The following is a 14,174-nucleotide window of genomic DNA, read 5'->3' as shown; positions in this document are numbered from 1 at the left end:
AGTTCTAGGTTGTCCCTCTGCGAAAGTCAAAGGAACAATTTTCACTCTATTCAGATCAGATTTACCTGAAAACGCCAATATTATGAAGCATAGTATTGGATGAAGTAAATACCGTAACTCAACCAATGGGGTCTTGGGTTTAGTTGGCGTATCCTGGAAATGGCATACTGAATCAATGTGTCAGTTAATGCTTGTGTGTGCCAGCGACATCCGGCAATTAATACAGTGAAAGCAAATGACTAAATCTCCCAATCAAGATACTCACTCTCCATGCCCTATCCGCAAGCGTCTGTGGTTGCTGGTGTTGAGGCGGGGTAGTATTGCTTTGGGCGGACTTTTACTGTTAGGAGTTATCGTTGGTATTTGGCGGTTGTGGACTTTTGTCCAAACAGAGTTAACACCGCTGGCACAACAAAGTCTGACTACTACACTCAATCGTCCGGTAAAACTGGGAAGAGTCACACAATTTTCCTTGATGGGAGTGCAGTTTGGGGCTTCATCTATCCCAGCTACACCCACAGATCCAGATCGGGCTACAGTCGAAACCGTAGAAGTGGGTTTTGACCTGTTACAACTAATTTTTAACCGCCATCTAAAGCTAGATGTTACCTTAGTCAATCCAGATATTTATATTGAACAGGATAACCAAGAGCGCTGGGTTTCCACTAGCATCGCGTCGTCAGGTGAAGGCGGTGCCCTTAAAACCGATTTGGATTACCTGCGGTTTCGCAATGCCAAGCTGGCGTTGATGCCGCACAAGAGAGTAGAGGAGGCAGGGGAAGCAGGGGAGGATGGGGGTGCAAGATCCTCCTCATCTCCCACCTCCCCCATAGCATTTTCTCAACTGAATGGATCTGCCCAACTTTTGGCAAACAACCAGTTGATCCGGTTTGATGTGGGGGGTCAAGCAGACAGTGGTGGCAATATTTCCATTCAGGGAGAGACACGTTCTAAGGTGCTGGCAGGCAATTTTCAGTTGCAAGCACAAGATTTGTTCGCTGCTGATATTACTCGATTGATTAAGTTACCAGTAAACTTACAGGCGGGTCGAGCCAATGGCGACTTGTTAGTTCGGTTGACACCAGGACAGCAGACTTTATTGTATGGCAATGCTGCTGTGCAAGGGGTAACACTTCAAATACCCAAAGTGCCGCAACTGTTAAGCAATAGCCAGGGAAATCTCCGTTTTCAAGGAACAGAGTTGCAGTTAAATAACGTTACTACCAACTACGGCAAAATTCCTGTGGTGGCTACGGGAATCATCGACACTCAAGCAGGCTTTAAGTTGGCAGGGCGCGTAAATGCCGTGAGTTTGGCTAATGCCCAGGAGACTCTGAAGGTAAAACTACCTGTACCGATCGCTGGACAAGTACAAGCAGATTTGCTGATTACCGGATCGACTAAAGAGCCAATTCTCTCAGGTTCAGTTACCACAATAAAAACTGCCCGGATTGATAAAGTTGATTTTAAGAGCATCAGTAGTAAATTTGAGCTTGTTACTAGTTCTAGTTCGTCTTTACTTAGCCTGAAAAATATTCAAGGTAAAGCCATAGTTGGTGGTGATATTACTGGCGCTGGCACAATTCAACTCGGTAAAACGCCGCGACTGGATTTAAATTTCGCTGCCAAGAATGTTCCAGGGGATGCGATCGCAAAAGTTTATGGAATAACATCCGCATTCCAAATCGGCAATGTCTCAGCTACAGCACAAGTAACTGGTGCTTCTACCAATGTCCAAACTTCGGTGCAATTCCAAGCGCCTGACGGAACTTACCCCGGAACTGGTGAAGTTGCGATTGGGAGCGATCGCAATGTCTCTTTCCGTAATGTGGCTCTTAATGTCAGTGGTGGTACAGTCAGGGCAACTGGGAGTTATGTTAATGAGCGTTGGCAAGCTGTGGCTGTTGCCTCTGGGGTAAAATTGGAACCCTTTGTAGACAAAAGTCAACTGCAAAATGTCTCTTTGGCGAAGGCGCAATTTAATGGTCGTCTCATTCTCTCAGGTAGCACAGCACCATTTGCAATTGCCACGATTCGCAGTGATGGGGCAGGAGTTCAAATTGGTGGCGGCACAGTTACACTTTCTAATGTCCAACTCCAAGAACAAAGCTTTTCTGCTCAACTTGTAGCTAATGGTGTGCGGTTGGGGCAAATATTAAAACAGTCTCCCTCAGCTTTAAATAATCCTTTGGCGGGGACATTCCAAATCGCAGGTGACAGAGACAATTTCAGCCTGAAAACCCTCCGTAGCAGTGGTGAAGGTAGTCTTGCTATTGATGGTGGAACAGTTACAGCTAAAAATATCCAAGTGGCTAATGGTGTCTATCAGGCGCAAGTTCAGGCTAAGAATGTACCGTTGCAGCAGTTAGCAAAAGTACCAAAGCAGTTTAAAGGGGCATTAACTGGTCAGTTCGACGTAGCGGGTTCTGTTGATTCTTTTAAACCGGAAACTATTCAAGCCAGTGGTCAGGCGCGGGTAAATGTCGGGGATGGGACAATTACAGCCTCTAATATCCAAGTGGCTAACGGTGTATACCAGGCGCAAGTTCAAGCAAATAATGTTCCTGTGCGGCAGTTGGCAGCAGTACCACCGCAGTTTAGAGGGACGTTAACTGGTCAAGTAAACGTGGCTGGTTCTGTTGAATCCTTCCAGCCGCAAACTATCCAAGCTATGGGTCAGGCGCGGGTAAATGTTGCAGGTGGGACGATTACAGCTAATAATATCCAAGTGGCTAATGGTGTATACCAGGCGCAAGTTCAGGCGAATAATGTACCGTTGCAGCAGTTAGCAGCAGTACCACCGCAGTTTAGAGGGACGTTAACTGGTCAAGCAAATGTGGCTGGTTCTGTTGAGTCCTTCCAACCGCAAACTATCCAAGCTAGCGGTCAAGGACGGCTGAATATTGCAGGTGGAACGATCGCAGCTTCTAATATCCAATTGGCTAATGGTCGCTATCAAGCTGTAGTTGATGCTTCTGGTGTGGAATTAAATCGGTTCAATGAGCAATTGCGGGGTCAATTTGGCGGTCAGTTACAATTAGCTGGCACTGTCGGATCGTCCCAGTTAGCGGATGTCCGGGCGGCTGGACAAGTGCAATTATCCCAAGGTATCCCTGGGCTTGAGCAACCCCTGACGGCTGCGATCGCTTGGAGTGGTGAAAGGCTTACCATTGAGCGAGCAACTGCTCCCGGTTTAAGTGTGACTGGTAATATATTAGCCAATGCCAGGGGAGCGGGCATACCGGAAATTACTGCCCTAAATCTCAACGTCCAAGCTCAGAATTACAACTTAAAACAGTTACCGATTAATCTTCCTAATCAGGTTGCGGTGGCGGGGAGAGTAGATTTTAATGGTCAAATCACCGGTAAGCTGCCTTTACCAAATGTGGTAGGGCAAATTAATTTACGAGACTTGGTTGTTCAAGATATTGCTTTTGAGCCATTGTTAACTGGAAATATTGATTCAGCACAGGGACGCGGTTTAAATTTGAACTTGGCAGGAAATAGCGATCGCCTATCCTTTAATTTAGATGCCAATAATCGCCCGAAATCTTTCTTAGTAAAATGGCAAGACGCATCAGCCACAGGTAATGTTCAAGGGAATGATTGGGCACTCAAAGTTGCAAATTTCCCCTTACAAATATTGAATTTGACTCCGCCACCAATAACTCGATTGGGTGCTGGAAAGATCGCTGGTTTGTTAACTGGGGATTTGCTATTTAATCAGCAAACATTGGCATCTACGGGGAATTTAGCGATCGCTAATCCGCAAATTGGTCGGCTTAAAGGCGATCGAATAGCTGCTCAATTCCGCTACGGTAACGGTAAAGGTACACTTGCCAGTAGCGAATTTGTCAAAGGCAAAAGTAGTTACGCCCTTGTTGGTACTTTTGCCCAAAGTCCTAAAGGCCCTCAACTACAAGGTAAACTGAACGTCAACCAGGGGGAGATCCAAGATGTTCTCGCTGTAGCACAGATATTTGATTTACAAAATTTGCCTGGTGGTTCACCAGAAATCTACGGTACAGCAGAGGATCTAACCACCAACCCCCAAGGAGCGCCAAATCAACCCTTATTCACCCAAATCCAACGGTTTTCTGAAATTGCAACTTTGCTAGAAGAACAGGAAGAACAGCGACTTAATTCTACTCCAATACCAGATTTAGCAGACTTAAAGGGGACTTTCAACGGTGAAGTAGCTGTGAATACAGCTACAGCCAATGGATTATCAGTAGATTTTAAGTTGAATGGACAAAACTTTGCCTGGGGTAAAAAGGAAGAACGAAATCGTTATTATACTGCCGATAAAGCGATCGCCGAAGGCAGTTTTGAGAACGGTGTTTTGAGTTTGCGACCTTTACGGCTTGAATCTGAAAATAGGCTGATTGCCTTCACAGGTAATGTTGGCGGTGATGAACAATCTGGACAGTTCCGGGTGAATAATTTTCCGGTACAAGTACTGAATAATTTTGTCAAACTGCCAGTTGGAATTACAGGGAATCTTAATGGTACAGCAGCAATAGCCGGCAGCATTGCTAATCCCCAAGCTAGAGGGGAATTGCAAATCACAGAAGGATTATTGAATCAGAACAAAATAGACTCAGCAAGGGCAAGTTTCAGCTATGCCAACGGCCGCTTAGACTTTGGTAGTACTGTAGCAGTTGCTGGGCCAAAACCTGTTGATATTACTGGCAGCATACCTTATAAACTGCCTTTTGCTTCTGTGGCACCAGACAGCGAGCAAATCAGTTTAGATATGAAGTTGGAAAACGAAGGATTGGGACTGTTAAACGCATTCACTAATCAAGTGGTATTTGAAAAAGGTGAAGGAGAAGTAGACCTTAAGGTACGCGGAACACTAAAAAAACCCGAAGTAAATGGAATTGCTACGATTAATAATGCTACTTTTTCAGCCCAGGCTTTGCCAGGTAAGCTCAGACATGTCACAGGTAGAGTACTGTTTAATTTTGACAGCATCTTAGTAGAAAATCTTCAAGGTAAATTTAGCCGTGGGAAGGTAGAAGCTGCTGGAGCAATTCCCATTTTCAACAATGAGAACGTGACTATTAACAATCCCCTAACTGTTAATCTGGAACAGTTGGCGTTGAATCTTAAGGGACTTTACCAAGGAGGCGCTAGTGGCAATTTGCAGATTACTGGTTCTGCCCTTAACCCCATAATTGGCGGTAAAGTAAGTTTATTTGACGGTCAGGTATTGCTGGCAGAATCTACCGACGCTAGTTCATCTGGAAATAGTAGTCTCGGTGTATCACCCACAAAAGAGAATAAGCAGAGTAAACCTGAAATTGAAAATAGCAAGGGAAATGCGTTGCCGTCAGGTATCGCTAGATTTAATAATCTAGATTTAGAACTCGGTAAAAATGTCCAAATTACCCGTCCCCCAATTCTCAACTTCCGCGCCAGTGGTAATCTCATCGTTAACGGCTTAATCAATCAGCCAATACCTGATGGAACTATCCGCTTAGAAAAAGGTGGCGTGAATTTATTTACTACCCAATTTAACCTTGCTTCTGGCTATACACACACCGCAACTTTTAGTCCTTCCCAACCCCGCGACCCCAACTTAGATATTCGGCTATTTGCCAAAGTATTAGATGTTACTCAAAGTAATGATTTCAGTCGGATAAATTCCACGGGTTTATCAGCATTAGAAAGTGTTCGAGTCGAAGCCACTATCAACGGTCTGGCTAGTAAACTAAATGAAAATATAGAACTAACAAGCAGTCCGTCACGTAGTCAAAACGAAATTGTTGCTCTTTTAGGAGGTGGGTTTGTAGACACCCAAGGACGTGGTGACAGTACTTTGGGTCTGATTAACATCGCCGGGTCAGCTGTGTTTAACAATTTTCAGTCAGCTTTTAACCAGATTGGGAGTACTTTTGGCTTAAGCGAACTGCGGATATTTCCTACCGTTATTTCTGAGAATCCTGAAGCGGGAAGGAGCAGTTCAACTTTGGAATTAGCAGCCGAGGCGGGGGTTGATATTTCTTCTAAAATATCCGTTTCCAGTATCAAAATTTTAACAACAAATGATCCCTTCCAATGGGGTGTTAATTACCGGATAAATAATGAATTTCGTGTGCGTGCTTCCACTAATTTAACCGATGATAGTCGTGCAGTAGTCGAGTATCAAACACGATTTTAAAGAAAGTTTTTAGGGGACTAGGGACAGGGGAATGGGGACAGCAATTAGTCGTTGAGATCCCCCCAACCCCCCCCTTAAAAAGCAGGGCTTCTAACCCTCTTTTGCCCCCTTTTTAAGGGGTCGCCATAGGCGGGGGGATCTGAATCTAGGACGGACGACTCAACCCTTATCCGAGAAGTATTGGAGGTCAAAGCCTCTAACATCATTTTCCCGCGTTCTTACCCAATCCCTAATCCCTAATCCCCAGTTCCTTTTACCTATTCTTCAGCAACCCAAGTACCATGAAATCCATAAGGCACTCGTTGAGGAATTATCACCCGCGCTACAGGTTCAGCTGTTAAATCTTGGGCATTCACCACTACTAATTCTGAAGTGTTTGAATTCTCATCGTGGATAAAAGTCATAAGCCAACCGTCATCCTCAGCAATTGCACCAGGACGCGGCGCAAATACAGCTTCACCGCCATAGCGTCCCTGTCCGAATTCGTGGGCTTGGGACTTTCCACTGCTGAAGTCATACTTAATGATGCCTTCAAATAAAGGTAGGGGACTATTCGCCATTTTGTTGGTGTAGCCATATCGGGTTTGCCGCCCCAATAGATTTTCGTTGACGCGGGGAAATTCTGAAGCTACATCGTCCAACATTTCTTCACGCACTGTCCCCGTATTGAGGTTAAATCGCCAGCTATACAAACGCGGGATATTTGCTTCTGGGTCGGGTTGCGAATCATCAGAACTCAAAACAGTTGTAGAACTCATGCGACAGGCAATAAGCACTACTTCATCGCCATCTTCGTAAGCGTTGAGAGTATGGAAGACGTAGCAAGAGGGACTTGCAAACCATCGGATATTACTGTTGTCACCATGACGTGGTACAATTCCAAAACGACTGGGGCGATCGCGCTCAAACATCATAATGGGTTCTCCCCGTTGCGATCGCTCGGCACTAAAAGTCAATGGCAAATCCATGAAAATCGTGTAGTTTTCAGTGATGGCAAAATCGTGCATCATCACTCCTATTGGCAGGTCAATTGGTACTGTCCGCAATAGTTCGCCTTGTGCAGAGACTACACTATATTGTACGTATGGTGGCGCAAACAAAGAATAGCCAAAGAAGACCATTTCACCCGTAACCGGGTCTACTTTGGGATGGGCTGTGAAGGCAGAAATCAGCTTGTCATTGTAAGTATATTAACCAATAGTTTCTAATTCAGGAAGCTTGATAGCGTGAGGTTTACCTCCCTCGTTCAGCGCCAACATCTGACCAGCGTGCCAAACTAAGGCAGTGTTGGCGGTCTTTTTGTAGCCACTGTAGGGATTATCCTTTCGCGGTGGTTCTAACAATCCTGTCCACAAAGCCTTGCCTGCTTCTCGTTCTTTTTTCCATCCGACTGTCTGGATGTAACGGTTACGATAAGTCGCTACGCTGTTGCTAATTTGTACACCATGCAACATCCCATCTCCATCAAACCAGTGATATTGACCGATGGGTGTCCATTGAGGGTTAGGGCCATTCCGTACAAACATCCCTGATAAGTCAAGGGGTAATTCACCGATGACTAGCAATTTGTCGGTGGTGATTTCTTCACGGATTGGAGCAAAATTGCGATCGAGATACGGATTGACTGCTATTGTTGCCATTTATAAAATCTGGTAGTGTGATGTACATGGCTTTTGCTGACTGATAACATTTATCGCTATCTTCAACCAATCAATATAAGTCTGTTCTCTTCGGATCGCTAACTCTAGCACCAGCCTTTGCATTACTTGCTCGCGGTTGGCAGACTCATCACCAAGTGATGGCAAATCAATGATTTCACACTCAGCAAGCTTTTTGATTCGAGCCGCAAATTGTTGCTCTAGTAGATGAATAATGGTTTCATTCGGCAATTGCTCTGCAAAATGCAACTGGAGCAGCAAAGGTTCTCGGATAGTCGGTAAAGGCTGATGAGTTTCAAGCCATCGGGCAAATTCAGCTTTTCCTGGCTCCGTTACACTGTAGACTTTACGGTTGGGGCGATCGCGTTGAATCTCAATTGTACAGGTAATCCAGCCTTGCTCAACTAGCTTATCAAGAGTTCTGTAAATTTGTGCCTGGTCTGCTGGCCACAAATGGGCAATACATCGATCGAAGCAGCTAGTTTTGAGGTCGTAGCCCGTCATTTCTTGCTGCTGAAGAAAACCTATAATTACGTATGCTAGGGACATTAAGACAGTTTTCCCATAATTGACATTTCCTCAATAGGTTTTACACTATGTACTTCTTATAATTTTATGCTAATATATGATTAATCCAATATAAGATATAACCGCTATAAAAAGATATGTTGATTGTAATACGTCTTAAGAAAGAGACCGAATACATAAATTGAGGTTGGGCAGATCGTTAATAGTGCTGTTTTCACAAAACAGTGAGGAAGTAGCTATGGATGTTGAGCAAAATTGAAAGTTTAATTACGCATTATTTGTTGAGTATTGCTCCTGTACTTCTACGGGGAGTAGGGCTTTTTGAATAGAAAGCTATGGAACTTAGATGTTTTTCAGCTTCCTAACGCAGCAATTATTTAAGCCACCAAAGACTATTGTAACGAGAGGATAAATAACATTGACTTCAAATACACTTTCACAAAGAATACGTCAACATCAATATCTACGTGATTTACGCAACAAATTACTCCACCTTCACAAGATGTTGCTGGACACAGAACGCATTGCCTACGAACAGGTTAGTGGACGAGTATCAAGCGGAGAACTTCTTCAGCTAGTTATCGCTCATGAACAATTTGCTTGGCTACATCGCATTTCTGAGGTGGTTGTGCAAGTTGATGAAATGCTCGAAGCAGATGAACCGATATCAATGGACGACTTTGAGAAGTTGATTGCTGATATCCGCACGCTGATTATACCGTTAGAAACGGGTAATACTTTCGAGAGAAAATATTACAACGCTCTCCAGCACGAACCTGCTGCTGTGTTGGCACATGCGGAAATATCAAAGTTTCTCATGACTAAGATTTAAGGGTAGCTATATCAAGGTGACAAAACTAAAAGTTGGGGCTTAAGCCCCAACTTTTAGTTTTGGAGTAACGTCACAGGTAATCGGCATAATGTCAACAATAGTGGATAAAGTTCAATGTAATACTTGACTGCGATGAAGATGGGGTTTGGATTATTGAGTGTCCCAGTATACCTGGTTGTGTTAGTCAAGGTCAAACAAGAGAAGAAGCTCTCGAAAATATCAAGGACGCGATCGCAGCTTGCATGAAAGTTCGTGGAGAACTTGGTTTACCGCTTACTGTGGAGACTTATCAAGTAGAAAGCGTCTGCTCTTCCGGTTCTCAGTGGACGTAAAGTTGTCTAGCTACTCAATGCTTTTTATACAATGAATTTGTTGAGTTCCTTTACTAATAAATGCACTGTTGTTGATGGATTATCTTTGTCTGGAATATGAGGATTATATTGTTTAAGGAGATTTTCAGCATTTTTAATAGCAATAGCTTGCTTCTCAAATAGCTCATCATAAATAGTTTCGCTATTCTTCTGATATGTTCGACCAAATAAAGAAGTTAACTTCTTCAGATAATCATTTCGAGGAATACCAGTATTGAGAAATTCAAAATGCAGAACATACCATAATTCAAACGCTTCATTAGAATAAGCTACTTCAAACCCCTGATCTTTAGCATTTTTAATAGCGTTGTTAAAATCTTCTGTAGTCCAAGAATCGCGATCAAAAACACACCAGACTTGATCGTACTCTCCTTGCTTCTTCAGTTCCTTTGCGCTTTGCACTAGTTTGCTTGGATTCTGTCCTAAACCCAGCACATCTATTTCAGCGACATTTTTAGGAACACGAAAACTTCTAAAGTAATTAGGTTCGGTTTTTGCTCCTTCACATACAATCAGGAACCTCTGTCTAATTTCCCTCGTATTAACTTTTCTTGGTGAGTATCCAGAAGAGTTTATCTTTCTTTTAGACATGAGCATCGATTAGATGATTCAAATTTCCGATATATGGAATTGCGCCATATCTACCTTGAATATAATCATTCTCAAATGAAGCATCATTACTTATATTGTATTCTGCTAGAGAGTACAAATCTGTTGCACCATATCTATTTTTTTCAGTAAACCAAATCTGATCTCTACGAAACAGCTTATTATTAAGCAAATTGGTATCGTGAGTCATAAATATTAACTGAGCATTATTTGGATTCGTTTCGTTAGAATTAAATAATTCAACAATTGCACGGCTGATTAAAGGATGAATTCTAGCATCGAATTCATCAATGATTAGAACTTGACCATTTTTTAGTGTGTCAACAAGAGGCCCTGCTAAAGAAAAGACTTTTTGAGTTCCTTCAGACTCTTGATTATTTAAATTAAAAAGCTCTTTTGTAGACATTATATTTCCTTTTTCATCAAATTTACGGTGCATGGTTTGAATTGATATGACTTTGCCTCCAGCATTTTTTAAAATAAAATTCTTTATTTCATCTGGAAATTCAATAAGGAAAGAATCAACAGTAACTTCACTTTCTTCTACCTTAACATCACCAAATCCTAAATCTAATTTTTTGATTAACTGAATAATTTCATCTTTATTTGTATTATTCATTAAACAATTAACTGTGTATCCTTGATAGCCACTATCATCTAAACCAGAGATGATTTTGACTTTGTTTGTTAGGCAATCCAAGATTTTCTCTGCAATCTGGACATTAAATTGAGCAGATACAGATAAGAAGAGAGCATTATGTCTTGTTTTTTGCTGAATTCCATCAGCTTTATATGTTTTAGAAACACTAATTTTGTCCAGTTTGCGCTCAAAAAGTTTAGTTTCCTTTGATTTAGGAACATAAAATAACCATTCAGAAACAACTTTGTCAAGAGTTGCCTCGAATCCATATCTATATCTCTTGCCATTCATTAAAAATACAATTTCAAAAAAAGATGGTTTTTCTTCGGTTTCAGTGCTGAGTTTAAATCGCTCAACACCTATTTTTTCAGTGCTTTGAGTCTCTTTAGAAGAATTAATCATGAACCATCTCATGAAAGCTAAAGCTGTAGCCAGGTTACTTTTACCACTAGCATTTGCACCGTATATTGCGGCGCTTTTAAGTAGTTTTAAATCATCATCTATTTCAAAAACGTTGTTTTCGTCGAGCTTTTTGTCTTCTGCGACAAGCTTGGCTACCACCATACTAAAGGTGACTTGCTCTTTAAACGATCTGTAGTTACCGACACTAAATTCAATAAGCATAGGATGAAGTTTAGGCTTCAGACAGAAATCTGTGAATAAATCATAATTTACTGCTTTTAGAGTAGCAATAATTGGTTGAAAATGCTAAAGTATAAAATTATTTTTACCATGTACAAATGCACTGTTATTAAGGTATGCAGCATCATAAACGCTTGCACCGGACGATCGCGGTTTTGTTGCAAAAACTAGTAAAGCAAAGGTTTAGGTACAAAAAATTACTTCAGGGTTGAGCAATTTCCAAAGCTTTTTGGTACAGTATTTTAGAAAATCCATATCACGAGAATAGGCGTTCGCCCTTGGCGTTGGCGCAGCCATCGCTAATTGCAATTGCCATTTTATTGCTCAGAATCAAGAATGCAGTTGCTATGATCAAACGCCTCCTTGTAGTCGAGTCTCCCGGAAAAGTCAAAAAACTCAGTCAAATTCTGGGTTCAGATTGGAAAGTTCTCGCTAGTTGTGGTCATATCCGAGAACTCAGCAATGAAGGAGACGATTCCTTGGGCTTCGTCATGGATGGCAATCATGTTCGATGCAATTATGTCCCGCGTGACCAACGAGCCAAAGAAACAATCCAGAAGCTCAAGTCTGCGGTGAAGCAAGTTGATGAAGTTGTCTTAGCAACTGACCCAGACAGGGAAGGTGAGACGATCGCTTGGCATCTGAAAGAAACGCTGGGTTTAAGGGAACCGAAACGAGTAATTTATACTGAGATTACAGCATCGGCGGTGCAGAGTGCGATCGCAAATCCCAGAAAACTAGACCAAAATTTAATCGGTGCTGGGTTATGCCGAGATTGCCTAGATAAGCTGGTGGGTTACAAAGGTAGCCCTTTAGTTTGGGCATTAAATAACGGCGCTAAGAGTGTTGGTAGAGTCCAAAGCGCGACATTGCACCTAATTTGTCAGCGAGAAAACGAAATTCTGGCGTTTGTCCCCCAAGATTACTGGAGTGTCTGGGTAGATTATGCTGAAGGATTTCGGGCTTTTTACAAAGGGACGGTTGATTCTGCAAAAGATGCAGCAGAACAAGAAACGGAAACTAACGATGACGCAAAGGTAGGTAATACTCCAGAAACACCAGAGTCTAAGCGCGTTCTTTCCGAAGCAGAGGCAACACGTTTAGTTGAAGAAGCACAGCGACATCCTCATCAGGTGATTCATTTTGAAGGAAAAATCGTTAACCGCCAGCCACCGCCACCATTTATAACTTCCAGCCTTCAGCAAGCAGCCGGTTCAAAGCTGAGGTTTGCTCCTGATAAAACTATGGTTGTGGCCCAAAAGCTCTACGAGGCTGGGCTAATTACATATATGCGAACAGATTCAGTAATGCTGAGTCCAGAATTTTGTGCCAGCGCCCGGAAATGGTTAGAGCAAAATGACCCGCCGAATGTACCGACGCAAGTCGCCAAGCATCGCAGTAGCAAATCGGCTCAAGAAGCACATGAAGCGATTCGCCCAACTGATGTATTTCGTCCCTCAGTTCAGTTGCGTTTAGAACTTCCTGATGATGAGTTTAATCTGTATGTGATGATTTGGAAACGGTCAATTGCTTCTCAGTGTCGGGCTGCCCAATTGCGTAAAACTCTGGTGATTACTCAGTCTGGTTCTCTACTGTGGTCAGCCAGAGGGCAAGTGATTGAATTTTACGGTTATGCCCGCTACTGGAACAATCTCAGCAAGGATAGTATTTTACCTTCATTACAACAGGGACAAGCATTGAAACTGGAAAATGCTGGACATGAGAAGAAGCAGACCCAGCCACCACCGCGTTATAGCGAACCTAAATTAGTGCAACTGATGGAACGGAAAGGAATCGGTCGCCCAAGTACTTATGCTCCTACTGTTGCTACCTTAAAAAAACGCAATTATGTCGAGTTGAAAAAAGACCATCTGCAACCGACAGCGTTAGGGTTAGAAGTTGATGCGTTTTTGCTCAAAGCATTGCCAGATTTACTAGAGGCGGAATTCACCGCGAAAATGGAAGATGCCCTTGATGCCATTTCCGAAGGAAAGAATTCTTGGCAGCATTATTTAACTAGTTGGAATCAGAATTACTTTGTCCCAGCACTCACCAAAGCTAAAACTGTAGTTCCAAGCTCCTCAATAGTTAAAGCTAATGTGATAACTGAGCGCAAATATGAAAATTCCAGGACGCGATGTCCTGAATGCAAAAATTTCCTCGCCAAAATTCCGAGTACTAAGGTTAAAAAGAAATATTTCCTCAAATGCACAAAAGGCTGTGAAAATGTTGTGCTATTTTGGAGCGACTTTAACAAAACTTGGCAGCCACCACAAACTAAAACAGTCGAAGCTAAGAATCAACAAAAGCCTCCTGTGAAGATGACGGCATATCCCTGCCCAGTATGTAAGAAACCTCTAGAGGAGTACAGTTATATCAAAGAGGGAGAGAGTAAGAAAATGTTGCGATGTTCTGACCCACAATCTCGTAAGGATAATAAACATAAAGATGTGGCTTATTTCAGTACACAAAAAGGGTGGTGGAGTCCTAAGTTTGGGGAGATATCAAAAACTTAACTAAAGCTATCTTGCTCATTTCACCTTTAGACAAAGAAATTTTAGTTTTATCTGATAACGCCTTTAACTACCAAGTTTGATACCGTTCTGGTTGAGTAGATTTATCAACAATTTTTTAAATACAGCACTTTGTGTAACGGTTTGGTACAGTAGTTGAGAAGATAAAAGTAAAAAATCAGATGAAACCCTACTCAGTAGACCTGCGGGAGAAA

Annotated in this window: 7 protein-coding genes and 1 pseudogene; 4 read left to right on the top strand and 4 right to left on the bottom strand. The window is 42.4% G+C overall.

What is annotated here, in order from left to right; genetic code table 11:
* Positions 1-235: 235 nt before the first annotated feature.
* Positions 236-6,166, top strand: coding sequence for a translocation/assembly module TamB domain-containing protein (locus V7K55_RS23585; protein ID WP_334835103.1), 5,931 nt, complete (start codon positions 236-238; stop codon positions 6,164-6,166).
* 257 nt (positions 6,167-6,423) lie between these two features.
* Here the strand turns inward: V7K55_RS23585 and V7K55_RS23580 are convergent.
* Positions 6,424-7,806: pseudogene (locus V7K55_RS23580) on the bottom strand (carotenoid oxygenase family protein).
* On the bottom strand, positions 7,807-8,373 hold the full coding sequence (locus tag V7K55_RS23575) for a PadR family transcriptional regulator (RefSeq protein ID WP_334835102.1): 567 nt from the start codon (positions 8,371-8,373) through the stop codon (positions 7,807-7,809). It lies immediately after the preceding pseudogene.
* Positions 8,374-8,770: 397 nt separating this feature from the next.
* Between V7K55_RS23575 and V7K55_RS23570 the strand changes: the two genes are divergently transcribed.
* Both V7K55_RS23570 and V7K55_RS23565 read left to right on the top strand, forming a co-directional pair.
* On the top strand, positions 8,771-9,184 hold the full coding sequence (locus V7K55_RS23570) for a hypothetical protein (RefSeq protein ID WP_334835101.1): 414 nt from the start codon (positions 8,771-8,773) through the stop codon (positions 9,182-9,184).
* Between the two features lie 104 nt (positions 9,185-9,288).
* Entirely contained in the window at positions 9,289-9,516 is a 228-nt protein-coding gene (locus V7K55_RS23565; protein ID WP_334835116.1) for a type II toxin-antitoxin system HicB family antitoxin, read from the top strand.
* Positions 9,517-9,540: 24 nt separating this feature from the next.
* Here the strand turns inward: V7K55_RS23565 and V7K55_RS23560 are convergent, their stop codons facing one another.
* Both V7K55_RS23560 and V7K55_RS23555 read right to left on the bottom strand, forming a co-directional pair.
* Positions 9,541-10,146 (bottom strand): RloB family protein, encoded by a 606-nt coding sequence (locus V7K55_RS23560; RefSeq protein WP_334835100.1) that lies wholly within the window; start codon positions 10,144-10,146, stop codon positions 9,541-9,543.
* On the bottom strand, positions 10,139-11,428 hold the full coding sequence (locus V7K55_RS23555; protein WP_334835098.1) for an AAA family ATPase: 1,290 nt from the start codon (positions 11,426-11,428) through the stop codon (positions 10,139-10,141). The genes V7K55_RS23560 and V7K55_RS23555 overlap by 8 nt, the downstream gene beginning before the upstream one ends.
* Before the next feature lie 365 nt (positions 11,429-11,793).
* Between V7K55_RS23555 and topA the strand changes: the two genes are divergently transcribed.
* Complete coding sequence (gene topA, locus V7K55_RS23550) at positions 11,794-13,962, top strand: type I DNA topoisomerase (RefSeq protein ID WP_334835096.1); 2,169 nt, start codon at positions 11,794-11,796, stop codon at positions 13,960-13,962.
* Positions 13,963-14,174: the final 212 nt, after the last annotated feature.

This window comes from Nostoc sp. (assembly GCF_036919895.1).
Classification (GTDB): Bacteria; Cyanobacteriota; Cyanobacteriia; order Cyanobacteriales; family Nostocaceae; genus Nostoc.
Note: the sequence above shows the minus strand (reverse complement) of the source record. Positions and strands in the feature narration are given on the sequence as shown.

What these genes read in the sequence shown, in the direction of transcription:
- V7K55_RS23575 (WP_334835102.1), bottom strand. Translation starts at nt 8,373, where the DNA reads ATGTCCCTAGCATACGTAATTATAGGTTTTCTTCAGCAGCAAGAAATG.
- V7K55_RS23585 (WP_334835103.1), top strand. Translation starts at nt 236, where the DNA reads ATGACTAAATCTCCCAATCAAGATACTCACTCTCCATGCCCTATCCGC.
- topA (WP_334835096.1), top strand. Translation starts at nt 11,794, where the DNA reads ATGATCAAACGCCTCCTTGTAGTCGAGTCTCCCGGAAAAGTCAAAAAA.
- V7K55_RS23555 (WP_334835098.1), bottom strand. Translation starts at nt 11,428, where the DNA reads ATGCTTATTGAATTTAGTGTCGGTAACTACAGATCGTTTAAAGAGCAA.
- V7K55_RS23560 (WP_334835100.1), bottom strand. Translation starts at nt 10,146, where the DNA reads ATGTCTAAAAGAAAGATAAACTCTTCTGGATACTCACCAAGAAAAGTT.